The sequence below is a fragment of the Pseudomonas sp. LB-090624 genome (genome assembly GCF_003205205.1).
Lineage (GTDB): Bacteria > Pseudomonadota > Gammaproteobacteria > Pseudomonadales > Pseudomonadaceae > Aquipseudomonas.
The window spans coordinates 89,058-108,949 of the sequence record NZ_QJRL01000018.1; the positions used below are offsets into that span (position 1 = coordinate 89,058).

A 19,892-nucleotide genomic window follows, 5' to 3' on the forward strand; every position below is an offset into this window, starting at 1 on the left:
TGACAGGCCGGTATTCTAACCGACTGAACTACCGCTGCGCTATACATCGAGTGGTGGGTGATGACGGGATCGAACCGCCGACCCTCTGCTTGTAAGGCAGATGCTCTCCCGGCTGAGCTAATCACCCATGTCTCTCGGTGTGGCGCGCATTCTACGGGCGACTTGATGCTCTGGCAAGCACTTATCGAAGTTTTTGCAAATTTAAATCAGCCAGTAAATTTCAGGCACAAAAAAAGCGACCCTAAGGTCGCTTTCTCTGTTACTTCCGGGTGTTCAGTGGGCCCTGGAAGTGGAATATGGCGCAGCGGACGGGACTCGAACCCGCGACCCCCGGCGTGACAGGCCGGTATTCTAACCGACTGAACTACCGCTGCGCTATACATCGAGTGGTGGGTGATGACGGGATCGAACCGCCGACCCTCTGCTTGTAAGGCAGATGCTCTCCCGGCTGAGCTAATCACCCTTCGTCTCGGTGTGGCGCGCATTCTACTTACGCCCCCACAGCCTGGCAAGCACTTTTTAAACTTTTTTGAAAAAAAACCTTTGGCCTTTCAAGGACCTAGCGTTGCCGGGCGTTTTATTTCGGCATAAACAACTGCTGGCCCTCTGACAGGGTTGGCCTCAGAGCGCTGCTCGGAGAATAATGCCCGCCTTATGCATTAAGGAGAGATTGCCCCTCATGTGGTTCAAGAACCTGCTGACCTACCGCCTGACCCAGGAAGTACCGTTCGAGCCTGAAGCGCTGGAAGCCGCCCTGGCCAGCAAGCCGGCCCGCCCTTGCGCCAGCCAGGAGCTGACCACCTATGGGTTCGTCGCACCCTTCGGCAAAGGCGAAGACGCTCCCCTGGTGCACGTCAGCGGCGAATACCTGCTGATTGCCGCCCGTAAAGAAGAACGCATCCTGCCGAGCAGCGTGGTCAACGACGCGGTCAAGGAAAAGGTCGAAGAGATCGAGACCGAGCAGATGCGCAAGGTCTATAAAAAGGAACGCGACCAGATCAAGGACGAGATCATCCAGGCCTTCCTGCCGCGTGCATTCATCCGCCGCTCGATGATCTTCGCTGCCATTGCCCCGCGTCAGGGTGTGATCCTGGTCAACTCGGCCAGCGCCAAGCGTGCCGAAGACCTGTTGTCGACCCTGCGTGAAGTGATGGGCTCGCTGCCGGTACGCCCGGCCACGGTGAAAATCGCGCCGGTTGCCACCATGACCGATTGGGTCAAGTCGCAGCAGGCTGCCGAAGGCTTCTACGTGCTGGACGAATGCGAACTGCGCGACACCGCCGAAGACGGTGGCATCGTGCGTTGCAAGCGCCAGGACTTGACCAGCGAGGAAATCCAGCTGCACCTGAGCACTGGCAAGGTGGTCACCCAGCTGGCCCTGGCCTGGCAAGACAAGCTGTCGTTCATTCTTGACGACAAAATGGTGATCAAGCGCCTGAAGTTCGAAGAGTTGCTGCAGGAGCAGGCCGAGCAGGATGGTGGTGATGAGGCTGCGCAGCAGTTCGATGCCAGCTTCCAGCTGATGATGATGACCTTCGCCGAATTCCTGCCGGTGCTGTTCGAGGCGCTGGGTGGCGAGGAGATTCCGCAAGGGGTCTGAGGTAATGGATGAACCGCTGCAGGCCTGAACGGTGTTGTTCGCCTGCACCGGCCCTAGTGCCTCGAAACGCTTAAAGCCACAACTATAAAAGGAATTGCCCCCATGCGTGCCCTCGCCGCCCTCAGCCGCTTCGTCGGTAATACCTTCGCCCTTTGGGTGCTGGTGTTCGCCGTGCTGGCCTTTCTGCAACCGCAATGGTTCATCGCCCTCAAGGTGGCCATCGTGCCGCTGCTGGGGCTGGTGATGTTCGGCATGGGCCTTACCCTCAAGCTCGACGACTTCGCCGCCCTCGCCCGCCAGCCCTGGCGGGTGATGCTGGGGGTGGTCGCACACTTCGTGATCATGCCGGGCATGGCGTGGCTGCTGTGCCAACTGTTCCACCTGCCAGCGGAAATTGCCGTGGGCGTTATTTTGGTTGGCTGCTGCCCGAGTGGCACTGCGTCGAACGTGATGGTGTGGCTGTCGCGTGGCGACCTGGCACTGGCAGTGGCTATCGCCGCAGTCACTACCTTGCTGGCGCCACTGCTCACTCCTGCGCTGATCTGGTTCCTGGCCTCGGCCTGGTTACCGGTGTCCTTCATGGACATGTTCTGGTCGATCCTGCAGTTGGTGATGTTGCCGATTGTCCTCGGCGTACTGGCCCAGCGTTTGCTCGGTGCCCGCGTGCAGGCAGCGGTGCAGGTGCTGCCGCTGGTGTCGGTGGTGAGCATCGTGATGATCGTGTGCGCAGTGGTGGCGGCCAGCCAGGCGAAGATTGCCGAGTCGGGGCTGCTGATCATGGCGGTGGTGATGCTGCACAACAGCTTTGGCTATCTGCTTGGGTTCCTGACCGGCAAGCTGTGCAAGCTGCCGCTGGCCCAGCGCAAGTCGCTGGCGCTGGAGGTGGGCATGCAGAACTCCGGGTTGGGGGCGGCACTGGCGGCGGCGCACTTCTCGCCGCTGGCAGCAGTGCCAAGTGCGTTGTTCAGCGTTTGGCACAATATTTCCGGGGCGCTGTTGTCGACCTGGTTCCGGCGGATGGATGAGCCTGAACCTGAGACTGAAGGGATCGAACCGGCCAAGCATTGATATCTGCCTGTGCGGGCCTGTTCGCGGGTGGACAGGCCCGCACAGGCTTGCCCTGAAACCTTCAGGTGTGCACTATATTGCCCACTGTGAGGACGACCTCACGACGCACCGCGTGACCATTCCGGGGACGGCCCCATCATTCAAACGATGGAGACACTCTCATGTCCTGGATCATCCTGTTCTTCGCCGGCCTGTTCGAGGTCGGCTGGGCCGTTGGCCTGAAATACACCGACGGCTTCAGCAAACCGATTCCCACCGTACTCACCGTCGGCGCCATGGTCATCAGCCTGGGCCTGCTGGGCCTGGCCATGAAAGAGCTACCGCTGGGCACCGCCTATGCCATCTGGACGGGTGTTGGCGCGGTCGGCACAGTCATCGCTGGGATCATCCTGTTCGGCGAGTCCATGGCCCTGGTACGGCTGGTCAGTGTGGCGCTGATCGTCTGCGGCCTTATCGGCCTGAAAGTCAGCGCCAGCTGACCACGCCCGTTTAACGCAGGTCGCCGCGCAGGCGGCTGACCTGCTCGCGCAACAGCTCAGGCTGCGCGACCTCCACCGGAATGGCGGCCCCCGCCACGATGGTTACCCGCGACCACAGGCGCTTGAAGAAGCCCTTGGCCGGGTCCCGGCTGAAGAAACTGCCCCACAAGCCCTGCAGGGCCAGCGGGATCACCGGTACCGGCGTTTCTTCAAGGATGCGGTTGACACCGCCTTTGAACACATCGATCTCACCATCACCCGTCAACTTGCCCTCCGGGAAGATGCACACCAGCTCACCCTCGGCCAGGTATTCGGCTATGCGCGCGAAAGCCCGCTCGTAGGTGCCCGGGTCCTCGTTGCGCCCGGCAATCGGGATGGCACCGGCTGTGCGGAAGACGAAGTTGAGTACCGGCAGGTTGTAGATCTTGTAATACATGACAAAGCGAATCGGCCGGCGGATGGCGCCGCCCAGCAGCAGGGCATCGACGAACGACACGTGGTTGCACACCAGCAGTGCCGCACCTTCGTCGGGGATGCGCTCAAGGTCGCGATGCTGCACCCGGTACATCGAATGGCTGAGCAACCAGATCAGGAAGCGCATGGTGAACTCGGGCACGATCCTGAAAATATAGGCATTGACCGCAATGTTCAGCAGCGACACCACCAGAAACAGCTGCGGGATGCTCAGCTCGGCCACGCCCAGCAGGATGATGGTGAGCACCGCTGACACCACCATGAACAAGGCATTGAGGATGTTGTTGGCTGCAATGACCCGGGCACGCTGGTCTTGGGCCGTGCGCGCCTGGATCAGGGCATACAGCGGCACGATATAGAAGCCGCCGAATACACCCAGGCCAACGATCGACAGCAGGATCCACCAGGCCTGGCTCAGGCCCAGCAACGCCAGCCAGTCGTGCGGCGTCGCCGCAGCCGGTACATCGCCGGAGTGCCACCACCACAGCAGGCCGAACAGGGTCAGGCCGAACGAGCCGAACGGCACCAGGCCGATTTCCACCTTGCGCCCGCTCAGGCGTTCGCACAGCAGCGACCCCAGCGCGATCCCCACCGAGAACAGCGTCAGCACCAGCGTTACCACCGTGCCGTCACCGTGCAGCCAGTCCTTGGCGTAGGCAGGAATCTGCGTGAGGTAGATGGCACCAACAAACCAGAACCACGAGTTGCCGACGATCGAGCGCGATACCGCAGGCGGCTGGCCGAGGCCCATGCGCAGGATCGCCCACGACTGCTTGAAGATGTTCCAGTCCAGCGGCATGTTCGGCGAAGCAGCAGCCGCGCGCGGGATCCAGCGGCTGGCCAGGTAGCCGAGCACTGCAGTGCCTACCACCCCGCCAGCCACCACCGTGGCGTAGCTATCGGCCGACATCATCACCCCGGCGCCGATGGTGCCGGCGAGGATGGCAAGGAAGGTACCGGTTTCTACCAGCCCGTTGCCGCCGACCAGCTCTTCCTCGCGCAGGGCCTGCGGCAGGATCGAGTACTTCACCGGGCCGAACAGCGCCGAGTGGGTACCCATGCCGAACAGCGCCACCAGCATCAGCGCCAGGTGGTTGGTGATGAAGCCCAGTGCACCAATCGCCATGATGGCGATTTCGGCCAGTTTGATCGCGCGGATCAACGCGTCCTTGGCGAACTTCTCGCCAAACTGCCCGCCCAGCGCCGAGAACAGAAAGAACGGCAGGATGAACAGCAACGCGCAGAGGTTGACCCAGATCGACCGGTCGCCGTCGCCCAGGCTGAGTTTGAACAGGATCGCCAGAATCAGCGACTGCTTGAACAGGTTGTCGTTGAAGGCACCCAGCGACTGGGTGATGAAAAACGGCAGGAAGCGCCGCTTGCCGAGCAAGGTGAATTGCGAGGAGTGACTCATCGTCCTTGGTCCTGAGGGCTTTTCAATTGGAGGCGCGCCGTGCGCTTCAGGCCACAAATCTGCATGGGAAATGCACCCGCTGGCAAGCACCGGCACAGGCGCTACCTCATTCGAAGCCGAACAGCACCCGCGCAGTATCCACCAACAGCGCCTGGCGCAACTCCGCCGAGCAGCCCAGCGCCTCGAACTGTTGCACTGCAGTGCCGAAGCTTACTGCCGACTCATGCTGGGTATGCGGCCAGTCACTGCCCCACATCAGCCGCTCGGCACCGTAGTGCGCTTCCAGTGCACACAGCGCCGAACGGGCAAAGGCCAGGTTTTCTTCAGGCTCACCTTCCAGCCGGTAGATACCCGACACCTTCACCCACACCTTGCCCTGCCCACCCAGGGTCAGCAGCTCGGCAAACCCGGGCTGCCCCAACCCACGGCGGGCATCGGGGCGGCCGAAATGGTCGATGACGATGTCCAGGCCATAGGGCTGCAACGCCCGCACCAGCGTTGGTATATCCGCCACCTGCCGATGCAGCTCCAAATGCCAGCCCAGCTCGCCAATACGTTCCAGCAGCGGCCGCCATTCGGCGCCGGCCAGGTTGGGCAACGCCTGGCCCATGAGGTTAAGGCGTACACCGCGTACCCCCAGACCCGCCATGTGCTCAAGGGTTTCCCGCTCGACGTCACGCTCCAGCATCACCACCCCGCGCAGTTGCCCCGGCACGGTCTGCAGGGCACTGAGCAGGTAGCGGTTGTCGGTACCGAGGAAGCTGGGCTGCACCAGCACACCATGGCTGAAACCATGGACCAGCAGCTGGCCCAGGTAATCACCCAGCGGCGCGTCGTAGCCGGGCGCATAACGCCGTTCGCTGGCCAGGTTCAGCCCACGGCTGAACACGTGGGCGTGGCTGTCGATGGCGGTCAGGGGTAAATCGGAAGCGTCAGGCATGGTTCTCATACAAACAAAGTCAGGTTACTTGGCAGCCGCGCCGGCCATTTCTGGTGCGGGTGCAGTTTCAAGGTTGCGGCCTCGGGTTTCCGGCAGGCACAAGGCGGCGATCACGGCCACGCCGTAGGCGATGCCGGCGTCGATGCCGATGGCACTGCCCAGCGACATCGACTCGCTCATGTGGCCGACCAGGAACGGGAATACCGCCGACAGCACACGGCCGAAGTTGTAGCAGAAGCCCACCCCGGCGCCGCGCACCTCGGCCGGGTACAGTTCGTTGAAGAACGCGCCCAGGCTGGCCGGGATACCGGCAGCGAAGAAGCCCAGCGGGAAGCCCAGGAACAGCATCTGGGTATTGCTCAGCGGGAAGAACACATAGGCCTGCACGGTCAGTACGCAGCACAGGGCGAACAGCAAGATGTTCTTGCGCCGGCCGATTCGGTCGATCAGCATGCCGCTGACCACGCAGCCGCACCAGAAGGCCAGGATGATCACCGCCAGGTAGCCGCCGGAGTTAAGCACCGACAGGTTGCGCTCGGTTTTGAGGAACGTCGGCAGCCAGGTCATTACCGCGTGGTAGCCGCCGTGGGCACCCAGGCCGAGCAAGCCGCCAAGCAGGGTCACGCGCAGCAGTTCTGGGCGGAAGATGCCAGCCAACGACTGGAGGAAGCTGGTGGGGATGGCGTTTTCCTTCTGCAGGCGCTGGAAACTGTCCGGCTCAGGCACATTGCGGCGCACCCAGATGATCAGCAGCGACGGCAACAGGCCAACGAAGAACATCACCCGCCAGGCGAACTCCTGCGGCACCACCGAGTAAATCAGCGTGAACAGCGCCACCGCCAAGCCCCAACCCACGGCCCAGGCACTCTGCACCGTGCCCATGACCTTGCCGCGGTATTTCGGGTTGATGGTCTCGGCCATCAGCACCGCGCCGGCGGCCCATTCGCCACCAATGCCGAAACCTTGCATGGCCTTGACGAACAGCAGCGGGTAGAACCCAGTGACGAACGCCGAAAGAAAGGTGAAGAACGAGAACCAGAGGATCATCCATTGCAGGGTCCGCACGCGGCCGTAGCGGTCGGACAAGGTGCCACCCAGCCAGCCGCCGATCGCCGAGGTCACCAGGGTCAGACCACTGATCAGGCCCGCGTCGCCCTTGGTCAGGGAGAACGCAGCGATCAGCGCGGGGATGGCCAGGCCGAACATCTGTACTTCCAGCGCGTCGAGCGACCAGCCGCCGAAGCAGGCCCAGAACGTCTTGCGTTCCCGTGAGGTGATCTGGCGATACCAGCTGAACATGATTGTTATCCTTCTAGTCGTGGGTGTAACGGGCAGGCGAAGCCACTGCGCCGTGGCAGCACGGCGCAGGTAGGTAAAAGGGCGACGCGACCGGTTTAGCGAATGTCGATGCGGTAGCGGAAGTGCTGCGCATGCCCGCGCGAGCGGCGCCACTCCAGAGGTTTGCCGGCGTAGTCCCGGGCCAGGCGCTCGATCACCACCACCGGGCTGTCGGCCGCCAGTTGCAACAAGCGGCCATGCACCGCGTCGACCGCTTCGGCGGTCAGGGTCTCTTCGGCGTAGGCGACCACCTGACCGCATAGCGCTTCGTAGATCGGGTACAGCAGTGGGCCCTTGCTGTTCAGATCCACGTCCAGCAGCGGTTGGAACATTTGGCGCGGCAGCCAGATTTCTTCAGCCAGCACCGGCTGGGCGCCCAGCAGACGGGTGCGAACGATGCGGATCACTTGTGCCTCCCCCGCCAGGCCCAATGCCTCGGCCACCGCCGAAGGCGCCGGAAGCGACTCGATGGAGAGAATGCGGCTTTCAGGCACTATGCGCTCGCCATTGGCGGCCTCGAAACGGAAGAAGCGGAACAGCGACGACTGGAACTGTGGGCGGCGAATGAAGGTGCCTCGGCCCTGCTGGCGCTCCAGCACGCCTTCGGCCACCAGTACATCGACGGCCTTGCGCACGGTGCCGATCGACATGTCGAACTCGGTAGCCAGGGCTGCTTCGGTCGGAATCGCTTCCCCTGGACGCCAGCGGTTGTTGGCAATTTGCCCGACCATGTGGTCGCGCAGTTGTTGGTAGCGGGGCAGTCGAGCATCACCGGTCAATGGGTGCATGGGTCTCGCTCTCGTCTTGTTATATAAACATATATATGAATTTTCCGAGAGTATTCCCCTAGCCTGACGGGCTGTCAATCCTCCGCCTGTCGCCCATTCGCCCGTGAGGCGGCCTAGTGTCGCGAGCGGCTGTCCCGGTGCTCCTGCAATTACTGCATGTGGCTTATGCTTGTGCTCGGCAAACCCGCACAACAAGGACGTGGCAATGCTCGCCGCCATAAAACGTTACCCGCACACCGTTCGCCTGCTGCTCACCACCACCTTCACGCTTACCGTCGCCCGCGCCCTCACCCTGCCCTACCTGGTGGTTTACCTGGCCGACAATTTCCAGCTGCCGATCAGCCAGATCGGCCTGCTGATCGGTGGCGCGCTGATCGTCGCCTCGCTATTGAGTCTGTACGGTGGCCATCTGGTCGACACCTTGAGCAACCACACGCTGGTCAGCGCCAGTACCCTGCTGTTCGCCCTGGCCTTCATCGGCGCGGTCGCCAGCCGTTCGGCGCTGCCGTTCTTCTTCTGTCTGGTGTTGATCAACCTGGCCCTGGCAGTGGTCGACATCGCCGCCAAGGCGGGCTTCTGCGCGTTACTGCCGGTCGGTGAGCGGGCCGAGGTGTTCGCCATCAAGTACACCCTCAGCAACGTCGGCTATGCCGCCGGCCCGTTACTGGGCGTGGCCATGCTCGAACTGAACGACCATGTGCCGTTCCTCGCCTCTGCCCTGCTTGGCCTGGCCATGTGCCTGGCTTATTGGCGCCTTGGTGATCGCAGCCTGCAGGCAAGCGCGCCGGACAAACCCGCGGCCGGCTTCGGCCAAGTGGCGTTGGGGCTGATGCGGGATCGTCGGCTGGTGTGCTTCACCGTGGGTGGGGTAATGAGCGCGGTGGTGTTCGGCCAGTTCACCGCCTACCTGTCCCAGTACCTGGTGGTAACCAGCAACCCGACCCAAGCCGCACGGCTGATCGGCTATCTGGTCACCACCAACGCGGTGACGGTCATTGCCTTGCAGTACCTGATTGGCCGGCGCATCAGCCGCCAGCGTCTGATGCCGTGGCTGTTGGCCGGCATGGGCTTGTTCATCGCCGGCTTGCTGGGTTTTGCGCTGGCGGGCTCGGTGCTGGCCTGGTGCCTGGCGATGCTGGTGTTCACGCTGGGCGAAATCATCGTGATCCCGGCCGAGTACATGTTCATCGACCTGATTGCACCAGAGCACTTGCGCGGGGTGTATTACGGTGCGCAGAACCTGTCCAACCTGGGGGCGGCACTGGGGCCGGTGCTGGTGGGGTTCGCACTGGTACACCTGTGGCCGGGAGCGGTCTTCTACCTGCTGATATTGTCGGTGATACTGGCAGGGGTGTTTTACGGCCTGGGTACCCGCAGAGGGTGATGCTGGCGGTACAGGCCTCTTGGCGGTATACCCGCGCCTGCATCTACCGCCTGCGACCACCTGCCACTGCGACCATCGTCGGCGCTGACGAAGCGGCACCCGCGTGCCAGACTGACTGATCGGGACCGCGTTATCTTTTTTGCTTCGGAGTCTTCATGTCGTTGTCCAGCGGGCTGATCGCCGTGGTCGCCCTGGCCTATATGGCCGTCATGTTCGCCATCGCCTTCTATGGCGACCGCCGCAGCACGCCGTTGCCGCCGAAGCTGCGTGCCTGGGTGTACAGCCTTTCGCTGGCCGTGTACTGCACCAGCTGGACCTTTTTCGGCGCCGTCGGCCAGGCCGCCGAACAGCTGTGGGCGTTTCTGCCGATCTACCTGGGCCCGGTGCTGTTGATGGTCTTCGCACCCTGGGTGCTGCAGAAGATGGTGCTGATCAGCAAGCAGCAGAACATCACCTCGATCGCTGACTTCATCGCTGCGCGCTACGGCAAGTCGCAAAGCCTGGCCGTGGTGGTGGCGCTGATCTGCCTGGTCGGCGTGCTGCCGTACATCGCCCTGCAGCTCAAGGGCATCGTGCTGGGCGTGAACCTGCTGATCGGCGCCAACGCCGATGCCACCGGCACCCGTGTTCAGGACACCGCACTGGTGGTGTCGCTGGTGCTGGCGCTGTTCGCCATCGTCTTCGGTACCCGCAGCCTCGACGTGACCGAGCACCACCGCGGCATGGTCCTGGCAATTGCCTTCGAATCGCTGATCAAGCTGCTGGCGTTCCTTGCCGTGGGCATTTTCATCGTCTTCAACCTGTATGACGGTTTCGATGACCTGTTCAGCCAGGCACGCCAGTCGATCCACTTGCAGGACTACTGGCAGGAAACCATCAACTGGCCGTCGATGGTGGTGCAGACCGCCGTGGCGATGATGGCGATCATCTGCCTGCCACGGCAGTTCCACGTCACCGTGGTGGAGAACATCGAAGCGCAGGACATGCGCCTGGCGCGCTGGGTGTTCCCGATGTACCTGGCGCTGGCCGCGCTGTTCGTGGTGCCAATTGCCCTGGCGGGGCAGATGCTGCTGCCGGGCACGGTGATTTCCGATTCGTTCGTCATCAGCCTGCCGCTGGCCGAGGCACACCCTAGCCTGGCCCTGCTGGCGTTCATCGGCGGCGCCTCGGCGGCCACCGGCATGGTGATCGTCGAGGCCGTGGCGCTGTCGACCATGGTCTCCAACGACATGCTGCTGCCCTGGCTGCTGCGCCGCAATAATGCCGAGCGGCCGTTCGAAGCGTTCCGCCACTGGATGCTCTCGGTACGCCGGGTAACCATCGTGGTGATCTTGCTGCTGGCCTATGTCAGTTACCGCTTGCTGGGTTCCACCGCCAGCCTGGCGACCATCGGCCAGATCGCCTTTGCCGCCGTGACCCAATTGACCCCGGCCATGCTCGGCGCGCTGTACTGGAAACAGGCCAACCGCCGTGGTGTGTTCGCTGGCCTGGCCGCTGGCATTTTCCTCTGGTTCTACACCCTGGTACTGCCGATTGCAGCACACAGCCTGGGCTGGTCGCTGCAGCTGTTCCCAGGGCTGGCGTGGTTGCACGGCAACCCGCTGAACCTGCCGATCAGCCCGCTGACACAGGGCGTGGTGCTGTCGCTGGCGGGCAATTTCACCCTGTTCGCCTGGGTGTCGGTGCTGTCACGCACACGGGTTTCCGAGCATTGGCAGGCCGGCCGCTTCATCGGCCAGCAAACCAGCGCGCGGCCCAGCAGCAAGCCGCTGCTGGCGGTGCAGATCGACGACCTGCTGACCCTGGCTTCGCGCTTTGTCGGCGAGGAGCGCGCACGGCAAAGTTTCATCCGCTTCGCCTACCGGCAGGGCAAGGGTTTCAACCCTAACCAGAACGCCGACGGCGACTGGATCGAACACACCGAACGCCTGCTGGCCGGGGTGCTCGGCACTTCATCGACCCGCGCCGTGGTCAAGGCTGCCATCGAAGGCCGCGACATGCAGCTGGAGGACGTTGTCCGCATCGCAGACGAAGCCAGCGAAGTGCTGCAGTTCAACCGCGCCTTGCTGCAAGGGGCCATCGAAAACATCAACCAGGGCATCAGCGTGGTCGACCAGAACCTGCATTTGGTGGCCTGGAACCGCCGCTACCTGGAACTGTTCAACTATCCGGACGGGCTGATCAGCGTGGGCCGGCCCATTGCCGACATCATCCGCTACAACGCCGAACGCGGGCTGTGCGGCCCGGGCGAGGCCCAGGTGCACGTGGCGCGGCGCCTGCACTGGATGCGCCAGGGGCGTGCACACTCTTCGGAGCGCCTGTTCCCCAACGGCCGGGTGATCGAACTGATCGGCAACCCGATGCCCGGCGGCGGCTTCGTCATGAGCTTTACCGACATCACCCCGTTCCGCGAGGCCGAACAGGCCCTGCGTGATTCCAACGAAGGCCTGGAGCAACGGGTGGCAGAGCGCACCCACGAGCTGTCGCAACTGAACCAGGCATTGTCCGAAGCCAAGAGCCAGGCCGAAGCGGTGAGCAAGTCCAAGACCCGCTTCCTGGCCGCAGTCAGCCATGACCTGATGCAGCCGCTGAACGCCGCGCGGCTGTTCTCCGCGGCCTTGTCGCAACAGGCCGAGGGCATGAACGAAGAGGCCCAGCAGTTGGTGCAGCACATGGACAGTTCGCTGCGCTCGGCCGAAGAGCTGATCAGCGACCTGCTGGACATCTCGCGCCTGGAGAACGGCAAGATCACCCCGGATGCCAAGCCGTTCGCCCTCAACGAGCTGTTCGACACCCTGGGCGCCGAGTTCAAGCTGCTGGCTGCCGAGAAGGGTCTGGAATTCCGCCTGCGTGGCAGCCGCCTGCGGGTGGACAGCGACATGAAACTGCTGCGCCGGGTGCTGCAGAACTTCCTCACCAACGCCCTGCGCTACGGCAAGAGCCCGATTCTGCTCGGTGTGCGCCGCCAGGGCGAGCGCCTGTGGCTGGAGGTATGGGACCGCGGCCCGGGCATCGCCGACGACAAGCTGCAGGTGATCTTCCAGGAGTTCAAGCGCCTGGACAGCCACCAGACCCGCGCCGAAAAAGGCCTGGGCCTGGGCCTGGCGATCGCCGATGGCTTGTGCCGGGTGCTCGGCCACCCACTGGAAGTGCGTTCGTGGCCGGGCAAGGGCACAGTGTTCCGTGTCAGCGTGCCGATTGCACGCCAGGCGGCCCCGGCACCGAGCGCGCCGGTAGAGCAAGTCGGCCAGCCGCTGGCCGGGTTGCAGGTGCTGTGCGTGGACAACGAAGACAGCATCCTGATCGGCATGAACAGCCTGCTCAGCCGCTGGGGCTGCCAGGTGTGGACCGCGCGCAACCAGGCCGAATGCGAAGCCTTGCTGGCCAAGGGCATGCGCCCGCACCTGGCGCTGGTGGACTATCACCTGGACGACGGGGAGACTGGCACCGGGCTGATGGGCTGGCTACGTGCACGGCTGGGTGAGCCGGTGCCAGGGGTGGTGATCAGTGCCGACGGCAGCAAGGAAACCATCGCCCTCGTGCACGCATCAGGCCTGGATTACCTCGCCAAGCCGGTCAAGCCGGCGGCCCTGCGCGCCATGCTCAATCGCCATCTGAGCCTGGTTCAGTAACCGCTTCGTCGGGCAGCGCCTCGTCGGATAGCGCCCGCTCCAGCAGGTCGGCCGGCAGGCTCTTGCTGGCGCGCGCGCCCAGCAACTTCAATTGTTCACTGCGGCTGACCAGGTTGCCGCGCCCTTCACAGAGCTTGTTGCGCGCCGCAGCGTAGGCCTTGTCCACCTGTTGCAGGCGCCCCCCCAGCTCGTCCAGGTCCTGGATGAACAGCACGAACTTGTCGTACAGCCAACCGGCGCGCTCGGCGATTTCCCGAGCGTTCTGGCCCTGGCGTTCCTGCTTCCACAAGCTGTCGATCACCCGCAAGGTGGCGAGCAAGGTGGTCGGGCTGACAATCACGATCTGCCGGTCGAAGGCCTCCTGGAACAGGTTCGGCTCGGCCTGCAAGGCTGCCGAGAAGGCTGCCTCGATTGGCACGAACAGCAACACGAAGTCCAGGCTGTGCAGCCCTTCGAGGCGGTTGTAGTCCTTGCTCGAAAGGCCTTTGACGTGGCTGCGCAGCGATTGCACATGCTGCTTCAGCGCGGCCTCGTCGTTACCGGCAACGAACTGTTGGTACGCGGTAAGGCTGACCTTGGCGTCCACCACCACCTGCTTGTCGCCGGGCAGCATGATCAGCACATCGGGCTGGAAACGCTCCCCATCGGCGCTCTTCAGGCTGACTTGGGTCTGGTACTCACGCCCTTTTTCAAGGCCGGCATGCTCAAGCACCCGCTCAAGGATCAGCTCGCCCCAGTTGCCCTGGGTTTTCTGACCTTTCAGGGCCTGAGTGAGGTTGGTGGCTTCGTCGGACAGGCGCAGGTTGAGCTGTTGCAGGCGCTCGAGCTCTTTGCCCAGCGAAAAACGCTCGCGGGCTTCCTGCTGGTAGCTTTCTTCCACGCGTTTTTCGAAGGACTGGATGCGTTCCTTGAGCGGGTCCAGCAACTGGCCGAGGTGCTGTTGGCTGGTCTGGGCGAAGCGCTGCTCGCGCTCGTCGAAGATCTTGGTGGCCATGTCGGCGAACTGGGCACGCAGCGTGTCACGTGCCTCCTGCAGGTCTTCCAGGCGCTGCTGGTGGCTTTCCTGTTGCTCGCGCAGTTCGGCGTCCAGGCGAGCGGTTTGGGCCTCCAGGCGGCGCAGCTCGGCTTCACGGTTGGCGCGCTCAAGGTGCCAGGCGTGTGCGGCATCACGGGCGTTGTCGCGGTCGATCTGCAGCAGCTCCAGTTCACGGCCTTGGGCGGCCAGCTGGGCCTGTTTGACGCTGTTGGCTTCACTGAGGTCGCTGACTTCATCGCGGCTGGCATCCAGTTGCGCCTGCAAGCCGGCCTGGGCCAACTGGGCAGCGTTGAGGCGTTCCTCAAGCAAGGCCTGCTCGCCTTGCCGGGCGCCCTGACGGCGCTGCACCTGCATGATCCAACCCAGGCAGGGTAATGCGCCTGCCACCAAGCCCAGCAGTATGCTGGCCAGATCCACTGTCATGCTTACCCCGATGCTCTGATGCGAATTGAGTGCAGCTTATCAGCCTGACGGGTGTGTTGCCTGTAGCTACCTTAGCCAGGAAACCACTGTCGCAGCAGCCGCCGCGCGTCCTGCGAGCCCTGCCCTGCCGCCAGTTCCAGCCAATAGCGGGCCTGTTCAGGCTCGCTCCGCTGGCACAGCTGCGCATACTCCAGCTGCGCCCGCCAGTCACCGGCACGGGCCGCCTGGCGTAGCAACTCATGACCAATGCGCCGGTCGCGGGCATTGCCGCAATCACGGCACAGCATCTGCCCAAGGCGGCTTTGCGCCACCACCACGCCCTGGCGAGCGGGTTGCTTCAACAGGCGCCCAGCCAAGTGCTTGACCTGCGGCTTGTCACCCAGGCGCGGGCTGTCGAGCAGCCACAAGGCTACCTTCAATGAAAAACGCTTCGCGGGAGGGGCATGGCTCGATACAGCGGGACTGGCGAGGTGTTTACTGCGGAACTTCATGAGCAACAGGTTTGGCGACTCGAAAGGCGCGCCACTCTACTCTTTTTTTTTCGCCCTGACCTGTCGATTTCTGGAGGATTGAAAAAAAATTTCGATGATCTTTTCTTGACGTTTCCAGGTGCATGACCAACCGGTCCGTTGGCACATGTCGATTGTCGGACAGTTCGCTCGTCTGCTGGCACGCCCGTGCTAGAGCAAGTGCCAGGGACAATCCACAGTTCCTGTGGATAACTCGGTGGACAACCCCCTCACATACCCCGCAAACCCCCGTGAAATGGGGGCTTCGGTCAAACTGACGATTTTTTCACCAGCTAAAAATAGTGTTTTTTTTCATTGACTTAACCACCCAGTCAAGGCATTGGCGAGACCGACCTGAGGTGTTGCCAAGCCTTTACAAGCGCCGCCCCAAATGTGAACAAGTGCACCAATAACATTCAGTTGAGTGCACGAACAGGGCACATCAGCGTGGATATGGGCCATTTGCCCCTCTTCCCAGCGGCGCAGATACGCGCCATACTGCGCGGCTACCCTGTACAAACGTAGCGCTTGCCAACCACCTGCATTTAAGGTAAGGTGCGCCTCGTTAGTACCAAGCTGAAAGTCAATTCTGGCCCCAATGTCCTTGCAGACGCCCTCCCCCCAAGAGTGGCCCTGCTGAAATCCGGACCGGCCCTTTCGATGATTCACTCGCCAGCCTTGCGCTGTTCAAGCACGAATCACCTTACAGATTGATCAGGATCCCACCCGACGGCCTAGAACCTTGGCCCCGGCGTGCTGCCTGCCCTCTGAAGTACCTACCAGTCAGCCCAGGCGCAAACCTTTGATCGCGCTCCCTCTGGCTGCCCTGTTCCAGTCAGGTTCGTTCGTCCCTTAATAAAGGCGTCACTGGAACGTTTCTATCATGCACGGATCATAATCCCCGTGTTTAAAGCAGGAACCTCCAACAATATGCAAACTCATCATCAAATTCAGGCTGCCATTGGCACCCTCTCCCAGGCCTTCTCGCCGCTGAAGTGCCTTATCGTTGCCCCACGCAAGGGCAGCTTCAGCTTCACCCTGGTAGACGAACACGGCGTCGCCTGCCACACCGAGCGCCTGTACCCTGAACAGTACAGCCGCACCGAACCGCTGCAGGCGGTGATCGCCCGGACCCGCCAGTCGCTCACCGCGTGAGTGGCGAATACCGCGGTATTCAAGCGCTGAATCGAGCCGTCTCGAGCCTGCCTGAACGTTCTTGGCGTAATTGCCTTAAGGCATATAGCCAAGGGCGTCTGACAGCAATCGATTTAAAAACAGCCTTTTACACCACGATTATCACACTACACTTCAACTCGAGCGGTGCTTGCCGCTTCCGGCGGGCCTGATCATTCACCAGCTGCCAAGCTCCAGCGCCCGTCCGGCCCTTACTTGCTCGAGGGCATCATGGGTATTGCGGCGAATGAATTGTGTCAGTATGTGATCCGACCCACCCTGGTCTACCTGAACCGTCACTGCGCCAGCGCCGAAGCTTTGTTGCTGGGCATCGCCGCCAGCCAGTCGGCACTCGGGTCTGCCTTGCACGACCGGCGAGGGCACGGCCTCTACCGCATTGGCGAACATCGTCACCAGGCGCTATGGGACGACTACCTGGCCCGCGACCCTGACCTGGCCAGCATGATCCGTGGCCTGGCCAGCCAGCACGCCTTCCTGGGCGGCCCGCATCTAGAGCTGACCGTCAACCTTCGCTACTCCACTGCCATTGCCTGGATGCTCGTCGAAGAGCAGTCCACGCCCCTGCCTGCGGCTGACGATTTGTTGGCACTTGCGCGGATCTGGCGACAGATTTTCAACCCCCAAGGTCGCCTGCGGGACTTCACCACCGCTTGGCATACCTGCATAGATCGGAGATTGCCACAGGCATCTTAAGACGCGTCCTACAATAAAACCGGAAAAAAGGGAATTTTGGTCGGATTGTCCTACAAAAGCGCTCTAACTCCTGCGATTGAGGCTATAGCGCAGCGCGTGATTTGTTGGTAGCTTTTCGCCCCGGAGATCCCAAGGAGTTTTCTAATAATGAAAAAAGTAATGCTCAAAACCTCCCTCGGCGTAGCGATTGCGCTTGCTTCCAGCCAACTGCTCGCCAGCGGCTTCGCGCTCAACGAACAGAGCATCAGCAGCATGGGGACAGGTTTCGCGGGACGTTCTTCTTCTGCCGATGATGCCAGCACCGTATTTGGCAACCCGGCTGGCATGTCCCGCCTCAAGCGCGAGCAGTTCACCGTGGGCGGCGCCGCCGTCATTGCCAAGTCCGACATCTCGGGCCCAGGCAGCAACCTCGGGGGGGAAACCGATGGTGACATGGTGCCTGTGGTTGGCGTACCCATGGGCTACTACGTCAAGCCGATCGATGACCACTGGAGCGTAGGCTTCGGTGTCTACGTCCCGTTCGGCCTGGTAACCGACTACGGCAGTGATGACGCCGCACGTTACTGGGGCAAGAAAAGCCACGTACAGGTCGTCACTTTCCAGCCGACTGTAAGCTATGCCTTCAACGACAAGGTCTCGATTGGTTTCGGCCCGACCATCAACCGCATCGAGGGCGAACTGGGCTCAAGCCTGATCAACCCGTTCAGCCCGGGCAGTAACGACGGCGAAGTCAAGATCAAGGGTGACGACACTGCCATTGGCTACAACATCGGTATCCTGGTCCAGGCCACCGACCGCACCCGCGTCGGCCTGACCTACCATTCGATGGTCGACTACAAGCTGGAGGGCAAGACCCGTGTCAGCACCCCACTGATCGGGCCGTTCGACGGCGATAAGTTCGACGCCACCCTGAAGATCAAGACGCCGGAGTCTGTCGACCTTTCGGTTACTCACGAACTGGACGACCAGTGGACCCTGTACGCAGGCAGCACCTGGACGCGCTGGAGCCGCCTGGAGAACATCACCGTTCAAAACGACGTACCGGCACCGTTGGCAGGTTCGGCGTTCCAGACCATCACCGAAGAGCAGAACTGGCATGACACCTGGGCACACGCCATTGGTGCATCCTACAAGGTCAACAAGGAGTGGGTGCTTCGCACAGGCTTCACCGTCGACCAGTCCCCAACCAACAACCACGACCGTTCGCCACGCATCCCGACCGGTGACCGCAAGATCTTCAGCCTGGGTGCCGGCTGGAGCCCGAACGACGACATGACCATCGACGTGGCCTATTCCTATCTGTGGGAAGAGGACACCAAGGTGAATCAGGTCAGCGCAACCAAGGGTAGCTACCAGGCCAAGTACGAGAACAGCGCTCACGGTATCGGTGCATCCCTCACCTACCGTTTCTGATTCTTGTGCGTTGCAAGAAAAACCGCCTTCGTGGCGGTTTTTTCATTCCTGCATCCGCCAGCTATCACCCAGGCATTCGCGCAGGTAGTCCATGAACACTCGCACTTTCGTCGTCATGGCAAAACGGTCAGCCAAGCACAGATAGATGTCCATCGGTTCAGTCTGGGCGTAGGCCTGGCCACTGTCGCTGAATTCGAACAGTGGCACCAAGGCACCAGAAGCCAAGTGCGGCCGCACGATAAACTCGGCCAGCCGGGTTATGCCTCCATCGTGGAGGGCCATCTGGGTAAGGGCGTCGATGTCATCGCTTATCAGCACGTTGCTAAATACCGGCTCAAAGCGCAGTCCGTCGCGCATGAATCCCCATCGCAGGAAGCGGCCGTCCACGGGGTAGCGGAACACCAGGCAGCGATGATCGCGCAAGGCCTCTGGCGTGGCCGGCACACCGGCATTTTGCAGGTACCCGGGCGATGCACAGCAAATGAACGGGATGCGGGCGATGTGCCGGGCCAACAGCTGGTCTTCCAGTTGCGGCGCGATGCGCAGGCTCACGTCAACGTCTTCACGCGCATGGTTGACCCGGCGATCAGTCGTTACCAATTCTATCGAAAGCAGCGGATAGCGGGCGCTGAATGCGGGGATCAGTGGCGCCAGCACATGGCGGCCGAAGGCTGTCGTCGAGGCAATACAAAGCCGCCCCTGAGGTTCACTGTCCGGGGTGGTGACGGCTTGCTCGGCCAGGGCGAGGTCACGCTCTATATGGCTGACCCGCTGGTAATACTGAGTGCCAGCGGGTGTCAGGGCCATACTGCGTGTACTGCGGCTAAGCAGGCGCACCTGCAGGTGGCCTTCCAGCCGGGCCAGGTTCTGGCTGACCGCCGCCGGGGTGAGACCCAGGTTGCGGGCGCCAGCGACGATGCTGCCGGCTTCAACCACCTTGATGAAGCAACGGATGGCGTTGAGCAGGTCCATGGGGAGGCTCGTGGATTCGTAAGAATTTCTTTATAAAGTACTCAATCCTGCTGGTCTACAGCTGCGACTACGCGCGTTGCTAACCTGCAGCTCCATCCATTTTCAGGAGCTTGCATGAACAACCTTTCCCAAGCGCGCAGCCGACGCAAATTGCACCCAGCCGCCACGCCCTACGTTTTCGCCTTTTATATGTCGTCGATCATGGCGCTGTTGATGTGTTTCGTGATCACTGCGGCGAATGCAGGGGTTACCCCGGAGTACCTGAGCAATGTGCTGAAGGCTTATCAGTTGGCGATGCCGGTGGCGTTTGTTTGCGTGCTGGTGGTGCGGCCGGTGGTGGTGAGGCTGGTGGCGTGTACGGTGCATACGAAGTAACACAGCCCGCAAGAACCGCCGCTGTCTCGATCTTGATCTTGATCTTGATCTTGATCTTGATCTTGATCTTGATCTTGATCTTGATCTTGATCTTGATCTTGATCTTGATCTTGATCTTGATCTTGATCTTGATCTTGATCTTGATCTTGATCTTGATCTT

The 19,892-nt window shown here is 62.0% G+C and carries 17 protein-coding genes and 3 tRNA genes; 9 read left to right on the forward strand and 11 right to left on the reverse strand.

Annotation, left to right across the window (positions count from 1 at the left end; translation table 11 throughout):
- Window positions 1-51: 51 nt before the first annotated feature.
- From DMX11_RS17315 to DMX11_RS17325, 3 genes are all read right to left on the reverse strand, one after another.
- Window positions 52-127: transfer RNA gene (locus DMX11_RS17315), tRNA-Val, on the reverse strand.
- 170 nt (window positions 128-297) lie between these two features.
- Window positions 298-374 (reverse strand) — tRNA-Asp (locus tag DMX11_RS17320).
- A 13-nt stretch (window positions 375-387) separates the two neighbouring features.
- Window positions 388-463: transfer RNA gene (locus DMX11_RS17325), tRNA-Val, on the reverse strand.
- A 216-nt stretch (window positions 464-679) separates the two neighbouring features.
- Between DMX11_RS17325 and rdgC the strand changes: the two genes are divergently transcribed.
- From rdgC to sugE, 3 genes are all read left to right on the forward strand, one after another.
- Window positions 680-1,600 (forward strand): recombination-associated protein RdgC, encoded by a 921-nt coding sequence (rdgC, locus tag DMX11_RS17330; protein WP_110745610.1) that lies wholly within the window; start codon window positions 680-682, stop codon window positions 1,598-1,600.
- Window positions 1,601-1,702: 102 nt separating this feature from the next.
- Window positions 1,703-2,668, forward strand: a complete 966-nt coding sequence (locus DMX11_RS17335; RefSeq protein WP_110745611.1) for a bile acid:sodium symporter family protein — start codon at window positions 1,703-1,705, stop codon at window positions 2,666-2,668.
- Window positions 2,669-2,829: 161 nt separating this feature from the next.
- Complete coding sequence (gene sugE, locus DMX11_RS17340) at window positions 2,830-3,147, forward strand: quaternary ammonium compound efflux SMR transporter SugE (RefSeq protein ID WP_019470182.1); 318 nt, start codon at window positions 2,830-2,832, stop codon at window positions 3,145-3,147.
- Window positions 3,148-3,157: 10 nt separating this feature from the next.
- On the opposite strand, the gene DMX11_RS17345 is transcribed toward sugE, so the two are convergent.
- The 4 genes from DMX11_RS17345 to DMX11_RS17360 form a co-directional block, all read right to left on the reverse strand.
- Window positions 3,158-5,035, reverse strand: a complete 1,878-nt coding sequence (locus tag DMX11_RS17345) for an MFS transporter (protein ID WP_110745612.1) — start codon at window positions 5,033-5,035, stop codon at window positions 3,158-3,160.
- A gap of 106 nt (window positions 5,036-5,141) precedes the next feature.
- On the reverse strand, window positions 5,142-5,975 hold the full coding sequence (locus DMX11_RS17350; RefSeq protein WP_110745613.1) for an amidohydrolase: 834 nt from the start codon (window positions 5,973-5,975) through the stop codon (window positions 5,142-5,144).
- Between the two features lie 24 nt (window positions 5,976-5,999).
- Window positions 6,000-7,274 (reverse strand): MFS transporter, encoded by a 1,275-nt coding sequence (locus DMX11_RS17355; protein ID WP_110745614.1) that lies wholly within the window; start codon window positions 7,272-7,274, stop codon window positions 6,000-6,002.
- Window positions 7,275-7,369: 95 nt separating this feature from the next.
- Window positions 7,370-8,101 (reverse strand): GntR family transcriptional regulator, encoded by a 732-nt coding sequence (locus tag DMX11_RS17360; protein WP_110745615.1) that lies wholly within the window; start codon window positions 8,099-8,101, stop codon window positions 7,370-7,372.
- Between the two features lie 205 nt (window positions 8,102-8,306).
- Here DMX11_RS17360 and DMX11_RS17365 point away from each other — a divergent pair, with 205 nt between their 5' ends.
- Entirely contained in the window at window positions 8,307-9,485 is a 1,179-nt protein-coding gene (locus DMX11_RS17365) for an MFS transporter (protein WP_110745616.1), read from the forward strand.
- A 155-nt stretch (window positions 9,486-9,640) separates the two neighbouring features.
- Window positions 9,641-13,117, forward strand: coding sequence for a PAS domain-containing hybrid sensor histidine kinase/response regulator (locus tag DMX11_RS17370; RefSeq protein WP_110745617.1), 3,477 nt, complete (start codon window positions 9,641-9,643; stop codon window positions 13,115-13,117).
- Here DMX11_RS17370 and rmuC read toward each other — a convergent pair.
- Together rmuC and DMX11_RS17380 are read right to left on the reverse strand one after the other, a co-directional pair.
- The gene (rmuC, locus tag DMX11_RS17375) at window positions 13,089-14,462 is read right to left on the reverse strand and encodes a DNA recombination protein RmuC (protein ID WP_177410757.1); all 1,374 of its coding nucleotides are present in this window, start codon (window positions 14,460-14,462) and stop codon (window positions 13,089-13,091) included. The two genes, DMX11_RS17370 and rmuC, sit on opposite strands and share 29 nt — an antisense overlap.
- A 185-nt stretch (window positions 14,463-14,647) precedes the next feature.
- Window positions 14,648-15,067: a tetratricopeptide repeat protein gene (locus DMX11_RS17380; RefSeq protein ID WP_110745619.1), complete on the reverse strand. Its 420-nt coding sequence runs from the start codon at window positions 15,065-15,067 to the stop codon at window positions 14,648-14,650.
- Between the two features lie 948 nt (window positions 15,068-16,015).
- Between DMX11_RS17380 and DMX11_RS17385 the strand changes: the two genes are divergently transcribed.
- The 3 genes from DMX11_RS17385 (at window position 16,016) to DMX11_RS17395 (ending at window position 18,385) form a co-directional block, all read left to right on the forward strand.
- On the forward strand, window positions 16,016-16,240 hold the full coding sequence (locus tag DMX11_RS17385) for a hypothetical protein (RefSeq protein WP_110745620.1): 225 nt from the start codon (window positions 16,016-16,018) through the stop codon (window positions 16,238-16,240).
- A 249-nt stretch (window positions 16,241-16,489) separates the two neighbouring features.
- The gene (locus DMX11_RS17390; RefSeq protein WP_110745621.1) at window positions 16,490-16,972 is read left to right on the forward strand and encodes a hypothetical protein; all 483 of its coding nucleotides are present in this window, start codon (window positions 16,490-16,492) and stop codon (window positions 16,970-16,972) included.
- A 147-nt stretch (window positions 16,973-17,119) separates the two neighbouring features.
- Window positions 17,120-18,385, forward strand: coding sequence for an OmpP1/FadL family transporter (locus DMX11_RS17395; RefSeq protein ID WP_110745622.1), 1,266 nt, complete (start codon window positions 17,120-17,122; stop codon window positions 18,383-18,385).
- A 42-nt stretch (window positions 18,386-18,427) separates the two neighbouring features.
- Here DMX11_RS17395 and DMX11_RS17400 read toward each other — a convergent pair whose 3' ends face one another.
- Window positions 18,428-19,357 (reverse strand): LysR family transcriptional regulator, encoded by a 930-nt coding sequence (locus DMX11_RS17400; protein ID WP_110745623.1) that lies wholly within the window; start codon window positions 19,355-19,357, stop codon window positions 18,428-18,430.
- Between the two features lie 114 nt (window positions 19,358-19,471).
- Between DMX11_RS17400 and DMX11_RS17405 the strand changes: the two genes are divergently transcribed.
- Window positions 19,472-19,732, forward strand: a complete 261-nt coding sequence (locus DMX11_RS17405; protein ID WP_110745624.1) for a DUF2798 domain-containing protein — start codon at window positions 19,472-19,474, stop codon at window positions 19,730-19,732.
- On the opposite strand, the gene DMX11_RS26125 is transcribed toward DMX11_RS17405, so the two are convergent.
- A partial coding sequence (locus DMX11_RS26125; protein WP_218278963.1) for a hypothetical protein occupies window positions 19,642-19,892 on the reverse strand: 251 nt, incomplete at its 5' end. The genes DMX11_RS17405 and DMX11_RS26125 overlap by 91 nt on opposite strands.